The sequence below is a fragment of the Inquilinus sp. 2KB_23 genome, assembly GCF_052115705.1.
Taxonomy (GTDB): domain Bacteria; phylum Pseudomonadota; class Alphaproteobacteria; order DSM-16000; family Inquilinaceae; genus Inquilinus; species Inquilinus ginsengisoli_A.
The window spans coordinates 467,746-484,882 of sequence record NZ_JBFRHF010000001.1; the positions used below are offsets into that span (position 1 = coordinate 467,746).

Genomic DNA, 17,137 nt, shown 5'->3' on the forward strand with positions numbered 1-17,137 from the left:
GGCATTGGCTTCGATGGAGGCGATCCATGGCGTGGCAGGAGATGTCGGTCATGGAGCAGCGTCGGGAGTTTGTCCGGCTTGCGGAACAGGAGGGGGCGAACCGGCGGGAGTTGTGCCGTCGGTTCGGGATCAGCCCGGATGTGGGCTACAAGTGGCTGGGTCGCTGGCAGTCGGGCGATGCCGAGCTGGCGGACCGGTCGCGCCGGCCGCATGAGAGCCCGGGACGCAGCACGGCGGCGACGGAGATGGCGGTGCTGGCGGTGCGCGATGCGCATCCGGCCTGGGGCGCCCGCAAGATCGCGGCCTGCCTGATCCGCGATGGGAGCAGGCCGCCGGCGATCTCGACCGTGCACGAGATCCTGCGCCGGCATGGCCGGATCGATCCTGAAGCCGCCGGCTCGGGCCAGCCCTTCCAGCGCTTCGAGAAGGACGAGCCCAACCAGCTCTGGCAGATGGACTTCAAGGGCTGGGTGCCGCTGGTCGGGGGCCAGCGGTGCCATCCCCTGACCATGCTCGACGACCATTCGCGCTATGCGCCCAGCCTGCAGGCCTGCGCCGATGAGCAAAGCCGGACCGTGCAGGGCCATCTGCGGGCGGCCTTCCGCCGCCACGGCCTGCCGCAGGCGATCTTCGTCGACAACGGCTCCCCTTGGGGCGACGCCTCGGGAGAGCGCTGGACCCGGCTCGGCGTCTGGCTGCTCAAGCTCGGCGTCCGGGTCCTGCACAGCCGGCCCTATCACCCGCAGAGCCGGGGCAAGATCGAGCGCTTCCACCGCACCCTCGCCGCCGAGGTCTTCGCCCTCGAGGCCTTCCCGGACCTTGCCGCAGTCCAGCGCGCCTTCGACCGCTGGCGCGAGGTCTACAACTGGCAGCGACCGCACCAGGCGCTCGACCACCGGGTTCCAGGCAGCCGCTACCACCCCAGTTCCCGCACCATGCCCAGGCACCTGCCCGAGGTCGAGTATGACAGCCACGACATCGTCCGCACCGTCGGCACCACCAAGGCCTATGTCAGCTTCCTTGGACGGCCCTGGAAAGTGCCCCAGGCCTTCCGGGGCGAGCGCGTCGCCATCCGACCCCTCACCACCGATGGCCACTTCGGCGTCTTCTTCGCCAGCCACCTCATCGCCACCATCGACTTGACCAACACCAAACCTGTCAGCCATGTCTCCGAACAGGTGTCCGCCATGTCCCCGGGCTGAACACTTGACCGGGCAATCCAGGGGCCACCAAGAGCTGCTCTGGCCGCCCTGGATGCCACGGTCAAGCCGTGGCATGACAAGGAAAAGAGAGGCCCTTCCCCTGCGTCTTCAGCCTCAGACGGGCAACTCGGCGATCTCCGGCACGATGCGGATCGACAGGTCGTTGCCGCGGCCGCGGATCGCCACCCGCTCGATGCGGAAGGCCGAGAGGTCGGCGCCGGCGTGGTCGATCAGGTCCTGCGACACCACCAGCTCCGCCGTGTAGGTCTTGCACAGGCCTTCCAGCCGGCTGGCGGTGTTGACGGTGTCGCCGACCGCGGTCAGGCCCTTGACCCCGCCATAGCCCATCTCGCCGACGATGGCCGGGCCGACATGCAGGCCGATGCCCATGCGCAGCGGTTCCTTCAGGTCCGACGCCAGGGCCTGGTTCAGCTCGGCCAGCCGCGCCGCCATCCGCCGGGCGGCGTCGAGCGCCTGGCGGCTGCCGGCGTCGCGCCCGCTCTCGACCCCGAACAGCGCCATCACCCCGTCGCCGATGAACTTGTCGACCTGGCCGCCCGCCTCCTCGATCGACTGGCCCATGGCGGCGAAATAGCGGTTCAGCAGGAACACCACGTCGTAGGGCAGCCGGTGCTCCGACAGCTGGGTGAAGCCGCGCAAATCGGCGAACATCACCGCCACCTCGCGCTCCTGGCCGTGGCGGTGGCCGGGGCCGTGGAAGCCCTCGCGCGCGGTCGCGGTCGGCGGCAGCAGCGGCGTGACCTCGAGGTCACGCACCGGCCGGATCTGGCAGGCCAGCCGCACCCCTTCGGGCGCGCCGATGCGCTGCAGCACCCGCGCCTCTTCCGGGCTGGGCGGCGGCAGATGCTCGCCGCCCGTGCCGATCCGCACCCGGCAGGTCGAGCAGCGGCCGCGGCCGCCGCAGACCATGGCCTGCGGGATGCCGGCGGCGCGGATGATCTCCAGCGCGGTGGCGCCCGGGATGATGTCGAGCACCCGGCTGTCGCGGTAGTACAGCTTCGGCCCGCCGCGCCGGGCCAGCAGCATGCGCGCCACCGGCCCGGCGAAGGCGGCGAGGACCACGGCCAGGATCGCCAGCCGGGTCCACAGCGCCCCGTTCTCGGCGAAGGCCCGGGCCTCGGGCGTCAGCTTGTTGGCGCGGTACAGCGCCTCCATCCATCCCGGCTGGGCCGCCAGCGCCGAGACCTGCATCCCGGCCGAGACGAAGCCGGCGAGGGCGAGCGCCGGCAGCAGCAGCGCCGCGGCGTAGAGATAGGGCAGCGCCCTGCCATACCAGGGCTTGAGCCGCAGCCAGTAGTGCAGGCCGATGCAGCCATGGCCCCAGGCGACCAGCACCAGCAAGGCCTGCGCCCAGGCGCCGGTGCCGCCGCCCTCGACCCACAGCCGCGCCAGCACATAGCGGTAGGGCGTGCCGACGCCGAACACCTCATAGGCGATCACAGTGCCGAAGACATGGGCCGCCAGCAGGATCGGCACGGCCAGGCCGAGCCCCAGCTGCGCCGCCTGCCAGCCCTTCAGCCGGAAGCTGCGGCGCTGCCAGATCGAGGCCAGGGCGTTGGCGATGTGGACCGCGAAGGCGGCGGACAGCAGGATCAGCCCCGGCTGCTTCTCCCACACCAGGATGAACAGGCCGAGGCCGCGCTCCATCACGTCGAGCGAGATCAGCCCGGCGGCGTGGTTGAGCAGGTGGCTGGCGAGGAAGACGAAGAGGACCAGCCCGCTGGGCAGCCGCAATCGCTGCAGCAGGGACGGACGCCGCGCACCGGAAGGACCGGTGTCAGGGGGGAGGGTCAGTTCAGCGGACCGGTGTAGACCCAGGTCTCCACGGTGTCATGGGCGCGGAACGCCGGGACCTCGGGGTGATGGTAGACGAAGACGCGGATCGCCGCCTCCAGCGCCACCGAGCCGGGGGCGCCGCGAGCCACCATCTCGGCATAGGCGCGGGTCACCGCCTGGTGGCAGCGGCAATCGGCAGTGCCGTCCGCGAAGGGCGGCCCGCCGGAGCCGCAGCTTTCAGGACTTCTTCTTGCGGCCATAGAGTTCAAGCCTGTGATCGACGAGTTCGAAGCCGAGCCGCCGGGCGATCTTCTCCTTCAACACCTCGAGCTCCTGGTCCTTGAACTCGATGACCTCGCCGGTCTCAAGATCGATCAGGTGGTGGTGATGCTCGAGATTGACCTCGAAGCGGGAGTAGTTCTCGTTGAAGTCATGCCGCTGCACCAGGTTCAGCTCGTCGAGCAGATGCAGGGTGCGGTATACGGTCGCGATGCTGATCGACGCGTCGATCTCGCGGGCACGGTGATACACGGTCTCGACCGACGGGTGGTCGGCCGATTCGGTCAAGACCTGGAGAATGACACGACGCTGATCGGTCATCTTCAGGCCGGCGGAGATGCACCTCTCCTCGAGCGTCATGGCTCTAGCCCTCTCTAGCCACGGAACCATTGGCGGATGGGCGCAGACTACAGATCGGCGCGGCGCTTGGCACCCGAAAACGCGTCGCACCGCAACAAGAGGGAAACGCGATGAGCGATCTCTTCAATCTGGAGATGAGCATCCATGGCTGGATCGCGCTCGGGATCGCGGTGGTCGGCATCATCGCGCTGAACCTGGGGCTGATGCATCTGGCCCGCAAGAAGCACGATTCCAGCTTCGATCCTCACGACGACGCGCCCTGAGCCGCGGAGCTGGAGGTGGCGGCGTCGCCGTCCGGCTTGTCCAGGCTGCGGGTCAGCACCATCCGGTGCGGGAACGGCAGGTCGATGCCGAGCTCGTCGAAGCGCCGCTTCATCCGGCGGTTGAACTCCCGCATCACCCCCCATTGCTTGATCGGTGGCGTCTTGATCCGCGCCTTGATGGTCACGGTGCTCTCGCCGAACTTGTCGAGGCCGATGACCTCGATCGGCGCCAGGATGTTCGGCGCCCATTCCGGGTCGAGCTGCAGCTCGCGGCCGAGGTCGCGCAGCACCTCGATGACGTTGTCGACATCCTGGTCGTAGCCGATGCCGATGTTGAACACGGCGAAGGAGAAATCCTTGGTCATGTTGATGATCGAGGTCACCGAGCTGAACGGGATGGTGTGCACCGCCCCGGTCTCGTCGCGCAGCCGGATGGTGCGGATGGTGATGGTCTCGACCGACCCGCTGTCGCTGCCGAGCTGGACCACGTCGCCGATCGCCAGCGTGTCCTCGAACAGGATGAAGACGCCGGTGATGACATCCTTGACCAGGGTCTGGGCGCCGAAGCCGATGGCCAGGCCCACCACCCCGGCGCCGGCCAAGAGCGGCGCGATGTTCAGCCCGACCTCGGACAGGATCATCAGCACCGCGACCGTGATCAGCAGGATGAGGAAGGCGTTGCGCAGCAGCGGCAGCAGGGTGCGCACCCGGGCGCTGCGCTGCACCAGCCGGCCTGTGGAATCGTGCCGGTTGAGATGGAATTCGATCAGCTGGCTGACCACCTCCCACGCCACCAGCGAGGCCACCAGCATGAACAGGATCGCCCCGCCGCTCTGCAGCACGGCACGGCCGGTCTCGGTCTCCATCCAGGCGATGCCGCCGAGCTGCCAGACCTCGAGCAGCACCAGGATGGTGGCGATGGTGACGATGATCTTCAGCGCGTTGTCCAGCACCGGCAGGTAGCGGTTGGCGCGCTGTTCCAGCCCGGGGTAGCGGCCCTTCAGCTCCGGCCCGATCGAGAAGGCGCGGTGGATCAGCCGCGGCCCGTAGAGCGACACCAGCCGCGCCAGCACCAGGGCCAGCACGGTCAGGACGGTGGCGCGGAGGATGAAGGCGAAGCCGCCATTGATGCCGAGCGCCCAGATCACGAAGGTGGCGCCGACATAGGCGATGGCGACGAGGTGCCAGACATCGGCGAAGCGCCGCCGGGCGGTGCCGACGGCCCGGGTCACCGCCGCATCGTCCCCTGCCGCGCCGTGGCGGCGGCCGCGCAGCCAGTCGGCCACCGGGTGCCGGTTCTGCAGGATCAGCACCACCAGCATGGCCACGATCACCAGCCCGACCAGGTAGGTCAGCGCGGTCAGCCCGCCATAGGGCAGTTCCAGCACCGAGGCGGTGACTACCGTGAGGTAGCCGAACACGGTCAGCCGGATCAGCCGCTTCGACCAGATGTAGAGGTAGCCCGCGGTCTCGTCGCCGATGTGCAGCAGCCGCAGCCGTGGGTGCTCCGGCGTCAGCACGATGCGGATCAGCATCAGCGCTACGCCGCTGATCAGCGCGGCATAGACCAGCGCGGTGACCACGATGGTGACGAATTGCGGCGGCGCCAGCACGCTGGTCACGCCATAGGCGGCGAAGACGAAGGCGAGCAGCGGCAGGAAGTCGAGCACCGCCTGGCCCAGGATCAGTGGCAGCTTGCCCCACAGCGTGGCAGGGGGGTGGCGGTCGAGCGCCCGCCGCGCGCCGCGCAGCAGCCGCACCACCAGCAGGCCGGCGGCGAGGCCGGCGACGAAGACGCCGAGCACGTTGAGGAAGATCGCGATCCAGCGCGCCCGGGCGTCCGGATCGCCCAGCTGGTCGCGGGCCCAGACCAGCAGCTGGGGCGACTGCGCCAGGGTGCTGCCGATGACGGCGACCCCGCCGGTGACGTCGCGCATCTTGTCCGACACCGCGACCAGGGCCTGGCTGCCCACCGCCTCCAGCGTGGTCTGCTTGTCCGCCGGCGGCTCCTGCGCCTGCAGCATCAGCTGCAGCCGGGCGATCAGCTCGGCCCGCGCCTTGTCGTCCTGCAGCGTGCCGATCAGCGCCCTGACCCGCTCCGGGTCGGCCTCCGCCGGCTTGGCCGCCGGCGCCGGGGCGGCGGGGACCTGGGCGGCGGCGAGGCCCGGGGCCAGCAGGATGAAAGCGAGGCAGAGGAGATGGAGAAGACGGGTCATCGGCTCGGACGGGTTGCGGGTGGGCAAGGCGTTTCCGGGCGGGGCACCGCCGGGCGGCGGGATGCGGATGCCGATCTTAACCGAGGGACCATGCGATCGTTCCCCTCTCCGGCCCCTGGATCGGCCGGCCCGAAGATGCCATCTGTGGGGCGACGCTATCTGTTTGAGCAGGCCGCGGCCACAGTCTCGTGGGCCGGCCGGGGAGCATGGCCATGGCGGAAGACGGTGATCTCGGCTCGGTCCGGCCGAAGCTGGTGGAGAGCAAGCAGCGCTGGGCGCGCGAGGGCCGGCTGCTGACCGGTGTCACCGCAGACCCCGACCGGGTACGGCTGCCGCCCGGCCAGCGCGAAGTCAAGACTTGGCCGGTGCTCGACCTCGGGGTGCAGCCGGAGATCCCGCTCGACAAGTGGCGGCTGACCATCGACGGGCTGGTCGACACCCCGACGGTGTGGCGCTGGGATGACATCCTGGCCCAGCCGGCGTTCGAGGACGTCTCGGACATGCATTGCGTCACCGCGTGGTCGCGCTTTGACAACCGCTGGCGCGGCGTCTCGGCCCTGCACCTGCTGTCGGCGGTGCAGCCCAAGGCGGAGGCGAACCATGTCATCTTCCACAGCTACGACACCTACACCACCAATGTCGCGCTCGACGCCTTCGCCGATGACGACGTGCTGCTGGCGACCCATCATGACGGCCAGCCGATCACAGTCGAGCATGGCGGCCCGCTGCGGGTGATCCTGCCGAAATGGTATCTGTGGAAGAGCGCGAAATGGGTGAAGCGGATCGAGTTCGTGGCCGCCGACCGCCCCGGCTTCTGGGAGGAGCGCGGCTACCACAACGAAGCCGACCCCTGGCAGGAACAGCGCTACGGGTGAGGGCTACCGGGAACGGATCGGAGACTGGTTCAGCGCTCTCGCGTTCCTTCGGACGTCATCCCCCGCTTCCGCGTCGCTTTCGCGGGGATGACGAAGGGGATGGGTGCGGGCAGGGCGGCCGTCATCGCCGCTGTTTCACCGTCCATCGTGCCACCCTCCGTTGCGAATCGCGCCGGCCCGGTCAGGGCCGGCCGGCGGCCAGGGTGTCGGCGCGGATGAAATCGATGAAGGCGCGCAGCGCGGCCGGCATCTGGCGCTGGCGCGGATAGTACAGAAAGAAGCCCGGGAAGGGCGGCGACCAGTCCTCCAGCAGCGGCAGCAGCCGGCCATCCGCCAGCTCCGCCGTGACCATGCCTTCGAACACGAAGCCCAGGCCGGCGCCGTCCAGCACCGTCCGGATCAGCAGCCGCTGGTCGTTGTTGACGATCAGCGGTCCGTTCGGGCTGACCGTCAGCTCCCGGCCGTCCTTCTCGAACTCCCACGCATAGACCACGCCGCTCGGGAAGCGGTAGCCGAGGCAGGCATGCTCGGTCAGGTCGCGCGGCGTCTGCGGCCGCGGCCGCCGCGCGAGATAGGCGGGGGCGGCGATCACGATCATCCGCTGTTCGCCGCCGAAGCGCACCGCGACCATGTCGCGCTCCAGCTGCTCGCCCAGGCGCACGCCGGCATCGAATCCGCCGGCGACGATGTCGATCAGGGCGCTGGTGACCGCGATTTCCAGCCGGATCTCCGGATAGGCCTCCAGGAACCGCGCCACCATCGGCGCCAGGATCAGCTCCGCCGCCGGGATCGATGTGGTGATTCGCAGCGACCCGGCCGGCTGGCGGCGGAACTGGTCGATCTCCCCGACGGCGCCCTCGATGTCGCGGAAGGCGGGCTCCAGCCGGGCCAGCAGCCGGTCGCCGGCCTCGGTCGGCGTGACGCTGCGGGTGGTGCGGTTCAAGAGCCGCACCCCCAGCCGCTCCTCCAGCCCGCGGATCGCGTGGCTGACGGCGGAGGCGGACAGGGCCAGCTCGATCGCTGCGCGGCGGAAGCTGCGGTGCCGCGCCACCGCCGCGAACGCAGCCAGATCGGGAAGGTCGGGACGCAGCATTGCTGAATTCCATTCATCAGCTCATGCCCATATCTACGGGTTATCGCATGATCGCCCAACCCCCATTCTCCTGGCGTGCCGCAGCGGTCGACGCGACCGGCGGCCTCGAAATCCAGGAGAAGAACCATGGACAGACGCTCTCTCGGCCAGGACGGCACCACCGTCTCCGCCATCGGCCTCGGCTGCATGGGCATGTCCGAATTCTACGGCCCCCGCGACGACGCCCAGTCGCTCGACACCCTCGCCGCGGCGCTGGAGCACGGCATCGATTTCCTCGACACCGCCGACTTGTACGGGTCGGGGCACAATGAGGAGCTGATCGGCCGCTTCCTCAAGGGCCGCCGCGGCCAGGTGGTGCTGGCCACCAAATTCGGCATCGTGCGCGAGCCTGGCGTCGCCGGGCGGCGGATCGACAACTCGCCGGCCTATATCCGGGCCGCGGTCGAGGCCTCGCTGCAGCGCCTGGGCACCGATGTCATCGACCTCTACTACATGCATCGCCGCAACATCGACGTGCCGGTCGAGGAGTCGGTCGGCGCCATGGCCGAGCTGGTGAAGGCGGGCAAGGTGCGGCAGATCGGCCTGTCCGAGGTGTCGGCCGAGACGCTGCGCCGGGCTCATGCGGTGCACCCGATCGCGGCGGTGCAGAGCGAATATTCGTTGTGGACCCGCGACCAGGAACGCAGCGGGGTGCTGGCGGCCTGCCGCGAACTGGGCACCACCCTCGTCGCCTATTCGCCGCTCGGCCGCGCCTTCCTCACCGGCGCGGTGACCGACACCTCGTCGCTGGCGGCGGATGATTTCCGCCGCGTCAATCCGCGCTTCGCCGAAGACGCGATGGCGCAGAACCGGCGCCTGGCCGAGGCCTTCGGCGACTTCGCCGCCGATCTCGGGGCCAGGCCGGCCCAGGTGGCGCTGGCCTGGCTGCTGTCGAAGCACGACCACGTCGTGCCGATCCCGGGCACCAAGCGCCGCAGCTACCTCGCCGAGAACGCGGCCGCCGCCTCGCTCCGGCTGACGGCGGAGCAGGTGGCGGCGCTGGACGCCCTGTTCGCGCCGGAGGCCGTCGCCGGCACCCGCTACAACGAGGCGGGGATGAAGGACGTGGGACTGTAACCATTGATGCCTTGCCGCCTGGGGCCGGTCCCGACTATCCAGGCGGCATGCGCATCCTGTTCGTCTGCACCGGCAACATCTGCCGCTCGCCGACCGCCGAGGCGGTGATGCGGGCCAGGCTGGCCGCCGCCGGGTTGGACCATGAGGTCGACGGCGCCGGCCTGCAGGGCTTCCATGCCGGCGAGCCGCCGCATCCCCCGGCGATCCGGGCGGCGGCGTCGCGCGGCTACGACCTGCGCCCGCTGCGCGCCCGCAAGCTGGAGCGGGCGGATTTCCGCCGTTTCGACCTGCTGCTGGCGATGGATCACGGCCATCTCGCCCGGATGCGCCGCCTGTCCGCCGCCGGCAGCGGCCGGGTCGGCCTGTTCCTGGATTTCGCGCCGGGGCTGGAGGGCCAGGACGTGCCCGACCCCTATTACGGCGACAGCGCCGGCTTCGAGCATGTGCTGGACCTGATCGAGGCCGGCTGCGACGGCCTGCTCACCGCGCTGCGCGACGGGCGGCTGGGCTAACCCTTGATCGCCCCCGCCGTCAGCCCGGCGACGATCTTGCGCTGGAACACCAGCACCAGGACGATCAGCGGCAGGGTCACCACCACCGAGGCCGCCATGATCGGGCCGAACGGGTATTCGTAGCGGCTGCCGCCGGAGATGGTGGCGATCGCCACCGGCACCGTGCGGTTCTCGTCCGACAGGATGAAGGTCAGGGCGAACAGGAACTCGTTCCAGGCCTGGATGAAGGCCAGCAGGCCGGTCGAGGCCAGGGCCGGGCCCATCAGCGGCAGCAGCACGCTGACCAGCACCCGCCAGTGCGAGGCGCCGTCGATCAGCGCCGCCTCCTCCAGCTCGCGCGGGATGTCCTGGATGAAGCCGGTCAGCACCCAGACGGTGAAGGGCAGGGTGAAGATCAGATAGGCGAAGGTCAGCGACCCCACCCGGTTGTACAGGCCGAACCAGCGCACCAGCTCGAACATCCCCGACAGCACCACGATCTGCGGGAAGATCGAGATCATCAGGATCACCAGCAGCACCGTCCGCCGCAGCGGGAAGTCCAGCCGCCCGAGCGCATAGGCGGCGCCGAGAGCGAGCAGCAGCGAGATCGCGGTGGTCGATCCGGCGACGATCAGCGAGTTGACGATCGACCCCAGGAACACCGGGTCGTGCAGCAGCGCCTTGTAGTAGATCAGGTCGAAGGCCGGCAGCAGCGTCGCCTCGAACAGCGATGCCCCGGTCTTCAGCGAGGACACGATCGCCCAGTAGTAGGGGAACAAGGTGTAGATCAGCACCAGCACCACGGCGACGCCGAGGCCGATGCTCTTCAGCAGCCGGCGGCGGCGGTAGCGGGCCAGGATGGAGGCGGCCGCGACGGTCATCGCATGCTCGTCCGGTCCAGCCGGATCGCGCCGATGATGACGATGGCGATCAGGGCGATCAGCAGGAACACCCAGGTCGAGGCGGCGGAGCCGTAACCGAGCTCCTGGAAGCTGACCAGCTGGTTGCGGGCGTAGATCGAGATGGTCATGGTCGGGTCGCCGTTGCCGCCGAGGACGTAGCTGAGGTCGAACATGCGCAGCGCGTCGAGGGTGCGGAACAGCACCGCGACGCCCAGCGGCACCCGCAGCATCGGCAGGGTGATCGAGGTCAGGCGCTTCCACGCCGAGATGCCGTCGACCCGCGCCGCCTCGTGGATCTCGGCCGGAATCAGCTGCAGTCCGGCCAGGATCAGCAGCACCATGAACGGCGTGGTGATCCAGACGTCGACGAAGATGACGACGCCCAGCGCCAGCGCCGGGTCGGCGGTCCAGGCCACGCCCTTGTCGATCAAATGCAGGTCGATCAGCAGCCGGTTGATGATGCCGAACTGGTCGTGCAGCAGCCATTCCCAGATCTTGGCCGAAACCACCACCGGGATCGACCACGGCACCAGGATGGCGGCGCGCAGCACCCCGCGGCCGGGGATCGCCTGGTTCAGCAGCAGGGCGATGGCGAGGCCCAGCACCGTCTCCAGCGCCACCGAGGCGATGGTGAAGACCAGGGTGTTCTCGACCGCCCGCCACCATTGCGGGTCCTGGGCGACGTCGATGAAGTTGTCGAGCCAGACGAAGCCGTAATTGGCGGGGTCGTCGAGTGTGGCGTCGGTGGTGGAGAAGAACAGGGTGCGCAGCAGCGGCCACAGCGCCACCAGCGCCAGCGCCGCCAGGGTCGGCGCCAGGAACAGCCACGCGGCCCGTCGGTGCGATCGGGCGATGCGGCCGGTCATGGGGTGGGCCCCATGATTGAGTCCCCCCTCCCCCTGCGGGAGGGGGGTAGGGGGAGGGGGGTCGCGCCGCAAGGGCCGCCGGTCCCGGCCATAGCGTCGCCGTTTCCCCAAGGCTTGGGATGCATGGATGCGGAGCCCTGCCTCGGCAACCCCCTCCCCCTAGCCCCCTCCCGCAAGGGGAGGGGGGACAAGGAAGGGAGCGGTTGGGCGAGCAGCACCGGCGCTATCCCTGGCGAGCCATCACCACTTCGCCCGCTTCTTCAGCTGCTCCAGCTGCTGGGCCAGCTCGGCCACGGCGGCTTCGGGCTTCTCGTCGCCGGTCAGCACCGCATGCACCGACTTCGAGAAGGCTTGCGACACCCGGTTGTAGCTGGCGCCGGTGGCGGAGGAGGGGCGGGCGATGCTGTCGGCGAAGGCGGCCTGGGTGTCCTTCAGGAAGGGCAGCTTGGCCAGCACCTCGGGGTCGTCGTACAGCGCCGCCACCGTCGGGTTGTAGGCGCCCTGGATCGCCCGGCGCTTCTGGTCGGCGGCGCCGGTCATGTAGCGGATCAGGCTGACCGCCGCCTCCTTGTTCTCGGAATATTTCGACACGCCGAGATAGGCCGGACCCAGGCAGCCGCTCGACTTCTCCCCCGCCGCGCCGACCGGCAGCGCCGCCACCCCGACCTTGCCGACCAGGGCGCCGCCCGCGGCCTGCGAGGTGCCCCAGACATAGGGCCAGTTGCGCAGGAACACGGCCTTGCCGCTCTCGAACACGGCGCGGGAGCTTTCCTCGTCATAGCCCAGCACGCCCTGCGGGCTGATGGTGTCGATCCAGCCATGGGCCAGGGCCAGCGCCGCGGCCGCCTTGGGGTTGTCGATGGTGACCGCGCCCTTGTCGTCGATCACGGTGCCGCCGCCGGCGCTGGCCACCCATTCGATGGCGTCGCAGGTCAGCCCCTCATAGGATTTGCCCTGCCAGACGAAGCCCCACATGTCGGCATCGCCGGCCTTGCGCTCGCCATCCTGCACCGCCTTGGCCGTCTCGGTCAGCTCGGCCCAGGTCTTGGGCGCCGTCTTGCCATACTTCTCCAGCAGGTCCTTGCGGTAGAACATCAGCCCGGTGTCCATGTACCAGGGCAGTGCCAGCAGGTGGCCGTCGATGGTCGCGGCGTCGATCGTGGTCGGGAAATGCGCGGCCACCTCCTCCTTCGGCACCAGGGTGCCGAGGTCGAGCAGGTGGTTCTTCAGCATGCCCATCCAGATCACGTCGATCACCAGCACGTCGACATCGGTCGACTGCGCCGCCAGCATCTGCTGGTACAGCGGCACCGCGTCGTCCCAGGACGCCGGCATCTTGTTGATCGAGACGGCGTTGCCGGACTGCTTCGCCCAGGCTTCGGCGGCGCTGCTGCACAGATCGTAGTCGGTGGCGCCGCAGAACAGCTTCACCGTCGCGGCCTGGGCGCCGGTCGCGGCGAAGCCGGCCAGCATGGCGGCCAGGGATAGGGTTGCAATCTTCACGGGTCCCTCCGTTCAAGCCCCTGTTTGCGTTCTCTTCCGTCGGTCCGGGCGGGTTGGTCCCGCCGCGTCAGCTGKAGGCCGCGGCCTCGTGTCGAACCATCGCCAGCAGCCCGTCCTCGTCCGGCAGCGTGCTGCCGCCATGGCCGGTGGTGGCCAGCGTGCCGCAGGCCACGGCCAGGGCGACGCTGTCGCGGAAGTCGCAGCCGCGCAGCCGGCCGTAGAGGAATCCGGCGTTGAAGCTGTCGCCGGCGCCTGTCGTGTCGACCACCGCGACCGCGGGCGCCGCCACGCTGCAGCGCCGGCCGCGGCTGAGGCCGATTGCCCCGGCGGCGCCGCGCTTGACCAGCACGGTCGGCACCATCGTCGCCAGCCGCTCCAACGCCGCCTCGGCCGTGGCCTCGCCGGTGAAGCCGATGGCCTCGGATTCATTGGGCAGGAAGACGTCGACCTCGCGGAACAGCTCAGCCACGCCAGGCGTGTCGATGCGGTGCGCCACATGCTGGCAGTCGAGGCAGACCAGGATCCCCCGCTGCCGCGCCGCCCGGGCCAGGGCCAGCAGCTCCGGCTCCAGCCGGAAGCTCTGCAGCAGCAGCGCGCGCGGCGCCACGGCGTCCAGCACCTCCGGCGCCGGCGGCAGGTCGTCGCGCACGGCGTAGCTGACGAAGCCGCGGTCATGGGCGAAGGAGAAGGACGCGCTGACCCGCTCCAGCGGGTGGTCGAGGCGCCGGAACAGCCGGTCGTCCAGCCCCTCCGCCTGCGCCGCCTCCAGCGCCAGGCGGCTGAACAGGTCGGTGCCGAAATCGGCCGCCCACACCGTCCTCAGCCCCAGCCGGTGCAGCGCCATGGCGGTGGTGAAGCTGGCGCCGGGCAGCATGCCGAAGCCGCGGGCGAACAGGTCGGCGCCCAGCCGCGGCACCTCCGGCAGCCCGGTGAAGATCAGGTCCCAGTAGTATTCGCCGACCACGACGACGTCGCAGCCCTCGGCATGGGGGCCGCCGGTCATTGCCAGTTGCCGACGTAAGGCGCGTGGGCGGTCAGGTATTCGTCGACCAGCGCCTCGGCCCGGGAATAGGACAGCACCAGCGGGTGCGCCACCAGGGCCTCCACCGCCAGGTCGCGGTCGCGGTCGCGGATCGCCTGCACCGCCAGCCGCTCATAGCGCTTGATGGCGTGCACCAGCTGGGCCTGCGCCTCCGGCATCGGGCCGATCGGCAGCGGCCGCACCCCGTCGCGGTCGACCACGCAGCTGACCTCGACCACATCCTCGTCGCGCAGCCCCTCGATCGCGCCCCGGTTCGGCACGTTCAGCCCGCTGTACAGCGGCTTGCCGGTCTCCAGCGCATCGACCAGGTCCAGCGCGACCCCGGCATAGCCCTCGCCCTCGTCGCCCTTGGGCACGGCGGCATCGGCCGCCAAAGCGCGGTCGGCCTCCTCCATGCTCGGCGCCCCGTCCTGGGCGTAGTGCATGTAGGTGGCGTTGCGGCGGTGGGCGTAGGCGTGGTAGGCGCGCAGCGCCAGGTCCGGGTTGCGGCGCCAGTCCAGGGCGGTCAGCTGGTCGATCAGCCCGTGGTTCAGGTCCAGGATCTCCTCGCCGCGGGTGCGCGAATCCGACCGGATCGCGTCGACCGCCTTCTCGGCATAGTAGAAGTAATAGAGGTACTCGTTGATCCACATCCCATGGCGGCGGACCACGCGCGGGCTGAACACCTTCTGGGCCGAGGCGGCCAGGAAGGCGTCGTCGGCCAAGAGGCGCGGCAGCACGTCCTCGCCGCCGATCTCGGCGCGGCGGGTGAAGGACAGGTGGTTCAGGCCGAACACCTCGGTGCGGACCGCCTTCTCCGGCACGCCGTACCAGCGCGCCACCGCCGACTGGGCGGCGTTGGCGCCGTCGCAGATGCCGATGCTGCGGTCGTGGCCGGCGTCGCGCAGGGCCTGGGTGACCAGGCCGGCCGGGTTGGTGAAGTTGAACAGCCAGGCATCGGGGCTGACCCGCTTCAGCAGGTCGGCATAGCCCAGGATGGTCGGGATGCTGCGCAGCGCCATGGCGAAGCCGCCCGGCCCTGTGGTCTCCTGCCCCAGCACGCCATGCGCCAGGGCGATGCGCTCGTCCTTGATGCGGCCTTCCTCCAGCCCCGGCCGGACCGTGGTCACGACATAGGCGGCGCCGTCCAGCGCCCGCTCGGGATCCAGGCTGGTGGTGATCTTCACCGGCGACTTCATCTGCCGGGCGATCAGCGTGCCCAGGCCGCCGAACAGCTCCAGCCGCGGCCCGTCGATGTCGAGCAGGCACAGCTCGGTCAGGTTGCTCCATTCCGCCCGGCGCAGCGCCGATTCGATGAACAGGGGGGCGCGGACTCCGCCGCCGCCGACCAGGGTCAGTTTCATGGGGCCTCCCGGGAACCGGCCACCGTTGACATGACTGGTTATAACCAGTCATGTCAACGGTGGCCGGACGCCGGATTTGCGTGTATGCAGCAGTCATGGATTCGCCCTCGCCGCGCCGGAGATTCCGTGCCGCATGATGCCATGAACGACGATCCGATCACCGCCGGGGTGCGGCGCGACGACCCGCAGCCGCTGTACCGCCAGATCAAGCAGCGGATCCGCGAGCAGATCGACCGCGGCGAGCTCGGCACCGATGCCAAGCTGGCGTCGGAGCGCGAGCTGGAGAAGCAATACGGCGTCAGCCGCATCACCGTGCGCCAGGCGGTGCGCGAGCTGGTGGCGGAAGGCTGGCTGCACAGCCATCCCGGCCGCGGCTTCTTCGTGGCGCGGCGCGAGGAGGCCTATGAGCTGCACCTGCTGCGCAGCTTCACCGCCATCGCCGAGGCGCATGGACGGGTGCCGGCCAGCCGGCTGATCGACGGCCGGGTCTGCCCGGCGCCGGCGGAGATCGCGCGGCCGCTGTTCCTGCCGGTCGGCGCCGATGTGGTGATGCTGAAGCGGCTGCGCTGCCTCGACGGCCAGCCGATGGTGCTGACCCAGGACTGGTTCGCCGCCGGGTTGGTGCCGGGGATACTCGACCTCGACTGGTCGACCGGCAACCGCTCGCTCTACGCCGAGATCCGCGACCGCTACCGGCTGCGCCCGGACAGCGGCCGCACCACGCTGAGCGCCCGCCTGGCCAATGAGGAGGAGGCGCGGCTGCTGGAGCTGGCGCCGCCGGCGGCGGTGCTGACGGTCGAGCAGATCGCCTATGACCCGCAGGGAAGGCCGGTGAACATGACCTTCTCCAGCCACCACCCGCTGCGCTATCCCCTCAGCCTCGACCAGCGCGGCCAGAAGGATGCGGCGGGTGGCTGACGGCCTCGATCCCGGCCTCGCCGACCGGATCGAGGCGGCGCTCGGGGTGCGGCCGGCGGCGGCCGAGCCGCTGCCCGGCGGGTCGACCGTCGCGGTGCTGCGGGTCGATCTCGCCGATGGCGGCCGCATCGTCGCCAAGGCGGGGCAGGGGGCGCTGGCCCTCGAGGCCTGGATGCTGGGCGAGCTGGCACAGCACTCCGCCCTGCCGCTGCCGGCGGTGCTGCATGCGGCCGAGGACCTGCTGCTGCTCGAGCATGTCGACCACGAGCCCGGGCCGCCGCCCCATGCGGCGCAGCTGCACGCCGCCGAGCTGCTGGCGGCGCTGCACGCCGTGCCGTGGCCGACCTTCGGCTATGCCAGGGACACCTCGATCGGCAGGCTGCCCCAGCCGAACCCGCCCGGCGACCGCTGGGTGCCGTTCTTCCGCGACCACCGCCTGCTGCACATGGCCCGCGCCGGCCACGCCGAGGGCACGGTCGATGCCGAGCTGCTGCGCCGCCTGGAAATCCTGGCCGGCCGGCTGGAGGATCTGCTGTCCGAACCGCGCCATCCCGCTTTGCTGCATGGCGACATCTGGACCGGCAACCTGCTGCACCGCGACGGCCGAATCGCCGCTGTCATCGACCCCGCCATCTCCTGCGGCCATCCGGAGATGGAGCTGGCCTACCCGACCCTGTTCGGCACCTTCGACGAGGCCTTCTTCCGCCGCTATGACGAGGCCGCGCCGCTGGATCCCGGCTTCTGGGACGGCCGCCGGCCGATCTATTTGCTGTATCCCTTGCTGGTCCATGTCCGGTACTGGGACCCGGCCTATGCCGAGCCGATCCGCCGGATTCTCGACCGCTACGGCGCCTGATCGCGGCCGCTAACC

The 17,137-nt window shown here is 70.1% G+C and carries 17 protein-coding genes; 7 read left to right on the top strand and 10 right to left on the bottom strand.

What is annotated here, in order from left to right; genetic code table 11:
* Positions 1-26 precede the first annotated feature (26 nt).
* Entirely contained in the window at positions 27-1,202 is a 1,176-nt protein-coding gene (locus AB4112_RS02050) for an IS481 family transposase (protein WP_441716864.1), read from the top strand.
* A 114-nt stretch (positions 1,203-1,316) separates the two neighbouring features.
* Here the strand turns inward: AB4112_RS02050 and AB4112_RS02055 are convergent, their stop codons facing one another.
* Genes AB4112_RS02055 through AB4112_RS02065 form a run of 3 tightly spaced genes read right to left on the bottom strand, consistent with a single transcriptional unit; the run spans position 1,317 to position 3,638 of the window.
* Positions 1,317-2,957, bottom strand: coding sequence for an adenylate/guanylate cyclase domain-containing protein (locus AB4112_RS02055; RefSeq protein ID WP_309800518.1), 1,641 nt, complete (start codon positions 2,955-2,957; stop codon positions 1,317-1,319).
* A gap of 56 nt (positions 2,958-3,013) precedes the next feature.
* Positions 3,014-3,259, bottom strand: coding sequence for a hypothetical protein (locus tag AB4112_RS02060; RefSeq protein ID WP_309800520.1), 246 nt, complete (start codon positions 3,257-3,259; stop codon positions 3,014-3,016).
* Entirely contained in the window at positions 3,237-3,638 is a 402-nt protein-coding gene (locus AB4112_RS02065; RefSeq protein WP_309800523.1) for a Fur family transcriptional regulator, read from the bottom strand. The genes AB4112_RS02060 and AB4112_RS02065 overlap by 23 nt, the downstream gene beginning before the upstream one ends.
* 110 nt (positions 3,639-3,748) lie before the next feature.
* On the opposite strand from AB4112_RS02065, the gene AB4112_RS02070 reads away from it, so the two are divergent.
* Positions 3,749-3,901: a hypothetical protein gene (locus tag AB4112_RS02070; protein ID WP_309800525.1), complete on the top strand. Its 153-nt coding sequence runs from the start codon at positions 3,749-3,751 to the stop codon at positions 3,899-3,901.
* Here the strand turns inward: AB4112_RS02070 and AB4112_RS02075 are convergent.
* Entirely contained in the window at positions 3,883-6,117 is a 2,235-nt protein-coding gene (locus AB4112_RS02075) for a mechanosensitive ion channel domain-containing protein (protein WP_309800526.1), read from the bottom strand. The genes AB4112_RS02070 and AB4112_RS02075 overlap by 19 nt on opposite strands.
* Before the next feature lie 212 nt (positions 6,118-6,329).
* Between AB4112_RS02075 and AB4112_RS02080 the strand changes: the two genes are divergently transcribed.
* Positions 6,330-6,992: a sulfite oxidase-like oxidoreductase gene (locus AB4112_RS02080; RefSeq protein ID WP_309800528.1), complete on the top strand. Its 663-nt coding sequence runs from the start codon at positions 6,330-6,332 to the stop codon at positions 6,990-6,992.
* A 181-nt stretch (positions 6,993-7,173) separates the two neighbouring features.
* Here AB4112_RS02080 and AB4112_RS02085 read toward each other — a convergent pair whose 3' ends face one another.
* Positions 7,174-8,085, bottom strand: coding sequence for a LysR family transcriptional regulator (locus AB4112_RS02085; RefSeq protein ID WP_309800529.1), 912 nt, complete (start codon positions 8,083-8,085; stop codon positions 7,174-7,176).
* Positions 8,086-8,211: 126 nt separating this feature from the next.
* Between AB4112_RS02085 and AB4112_RS02090 the strand changes: the two genes are divergently transcribed.
* Both AB4112_RS02090 and AB4112_RS02095 read left to right on the top strand, forming a co-directional pair.
* On the top strand, positions 8,212-9,201 hold the full coding sequence (locus AB4112_RS02090) for an aldo/keto reductase (protein WP_309800531.1): 990 nt from the start codon (positions 8,212-8,214) through the stop codon (positions 9,199-9,201).
* A 47-nt stretch (positions 9,202-9,248) separates the two neighbouring features.
* Entirely contained in the window at positions 9,249-9,713 is a 465-nt protein-coding gene (locus AB4112_RS02095) for a low molecular weight protein-tyrosine-phosphatase (protein ID WP_309800533.1), read from the top strand.
* Here the strand turns inward: AB4112_RS02095 and AB4112_RS02100 are convergent.
* The 5 genes from AB4112_RS02100 to AB4112_RS02120 form a co-directional block, all read right to left on the bottom strand.
* The gene (locus AB4112_RS02100; RefSeq protein ID WP_309800534.1) at positions 9,710-10,573 is read right to left on the bottom strand and encodes a carbohydrate ABC transporter permease; all 864 of its coding nucleotides are present in this window, start codon (positions 10,571-10,573) and stop codon (positions 9,710-9,712) included. The two genes, AB4112_RS02095 and AB4112_RS02100, sit on opposite strands and share 4 nt — an antisense overlap.
* On the bottom strand, positions 10,570-11,460 hold the full coding sequence (locus AB4112_RS02105; protein WP_441716870.1) for a carbohydrate ABC transporter permease: 891 nt from the start codon (positions 11,458-11,460) through the stop codon (positions 10,570-10,572). The genes AB4112_RS02100 and AB4112_RS02105 overlap by 4 nt, the downstream gene beginning before the upstream one ends.
* 240 nt (positions 11,461-11,700) lie before the next feature.
* Complete coding sequence (locus tag AB4112_RS02110; RefSeq protein ID WP_309800538.1) at positions 11,701-12,963, bottom strand: ABC transporter substrate-binding protein; 1,263 nt, start codon at positions 12,961-12,963, stop codon at positions 11,701-11,703.
* Between the two features lie 67 nt (positions 12,964-13,030).
* Positions 13,031-13,966 (bottom strand): carbohydrate kinase family protein, encoded by a 936-nt coding sequence (locus AB4112_RS02115; protein WP_441716872.1) that lies wholly within the window; start codon positions 13,964-13,966, stop codon positions 13,031-13,033.
* Entirely contained in the window at positions 13,963-15,348 is a 1,386-nt protein-coding gene (locus tag AB4112_RS02120; protein WP_309800542.1) for a family 4 glycosyl hydrolase, read from the bottom strand. Before AB4112_RS02120 ends, AB4112_RS02115 begins: the two co-directional genes overlap by 4 nt.
* 126 nt (positions 15,349-15,474) lie before the next feature.
* Between AB4112_RS02120 and AB4112_RS02125 the strand changes: the two genes are divergently transcribed.
* On the top strand, positions 15,475-16,266 hold the full coding sequence (locus AB4112_RS02125) for a GntR family transcriptional regulator (RefSeq protein ID WP_441716874.1): 792 nt from the start codon (positions 15,475-15,477) through the stop codon (positions 16,264-16,266).
* Positions 16,259-17,122 (top strand): fructosamine kinase family protein, encoded by an 864-nt coding sequence (locus AB4112_RS02130; RefSeq protein WP_309800546.1) that lies wholly within the window; start codon positions 16,259-16,261, stop codon positions 17,120-17,122. Before AB4112_RS02125 ends, AB4112_RS02130 begins: the two co-directional genes overlap by 8 nt.
* The last annotated feature ends 15 nt before the right edge of the window (positions 17,123-17,137 follow it).

What these genes read in the sequence shown, in the direction of transcription:
- AB4112_RS02075 (WP_309800526.1), bottom strand. Translation starts at nt 6,117, where the DNA reads ATGACCCGTCTTCTCCATCTCCTCTGCCTCGCTTTCATCCTGCTGGCC.
- AB4112_RS02085 (WP_309800529.1), bottom strand. Translation starts at nt 8,085, where the DNA reads ATGCTGCGTCCCGACCTTCCCGATCTGGCTGCGTTCGCGGCGGTGGCG.
- AB4112_RS02120 (WP_309800542.1), bottom strand. Translation starts at nt 15,348, where the DNA reads ATGAAACTGACCCTGGTCGGCGGCGGCGGAGTCCGCGCCCCCCTGTTC.
- AB4112_RS02065 (WP_309800523.1), bottom strand. Translation starts at nt 3,638, where the DNA reads ATGACGCTCGAGGAGAGGTGCATCTCCGCCGGCCTGAAGATGACCGAT.
- AB4112_RS02060 (WP_309800520.1), bottom strand. Translation starts at nt 3,259, where the DNA reads ATGGCCGCAAGAAGAAGTCCTGAAAGCTGCGGCTCCGGCGGGCCGCCC.
- AB4112_RS02100 (WP_309800534.1), bottom strand. Translation starts at nt 10,573, where the DNA reads ATGACCGTCGCGGCCGCCTCCATCCTGGCCCGCTACCGCCGCCGCCGG.
- AB4112_RS02095 (WP_309800533.1), top strand. Translation starts at nt 9,249, where the DNA reads ATGCGCATCCTGTTCGTCTGCACCGGCAACATCTGCCGCTCGCCGACC.
- AB4112_RS02070 (WP_309800525.1), top strand. Translation starts at nt 3,749, where the DNA reads ATGAGCGATCTCTTCAATCTGGAGATGAGCATCCATGGCTGGATCGCG.
- AB4112_RS02090 (WP_309800531.1), top strand. Translation starts at nt 8,212, where the DNA reads ATGGACAGACGCTCTCTCGGCCAGGACGGCACCACCGTCTCCGCCATC.
- AB4112_RS02105 (WP_441716870.1), bottom strand. Translation starts at nt 11,460, where the DNA reads ATGACCGGCCGCATCGCCCGATCGCACCGACGGGCCGCGTGGCTGTTC.
- AB4112_RS02050 (WP_441716864.1), top strand. Translation starts at nt 27, where the DNA reads ATGGCGTGGCAGGAGATGTCGGTCATGGAGCAGCGTCGGGAGTTTGTC.
- AB4112_RS02080 (WP_309800528.1), top strand. Translation starts at nt 6,330, where the DNA reads ATGGCGGAAGACGGTGATCTCGGCTCGGTCCGGCCGAAGCTGGTGGAG.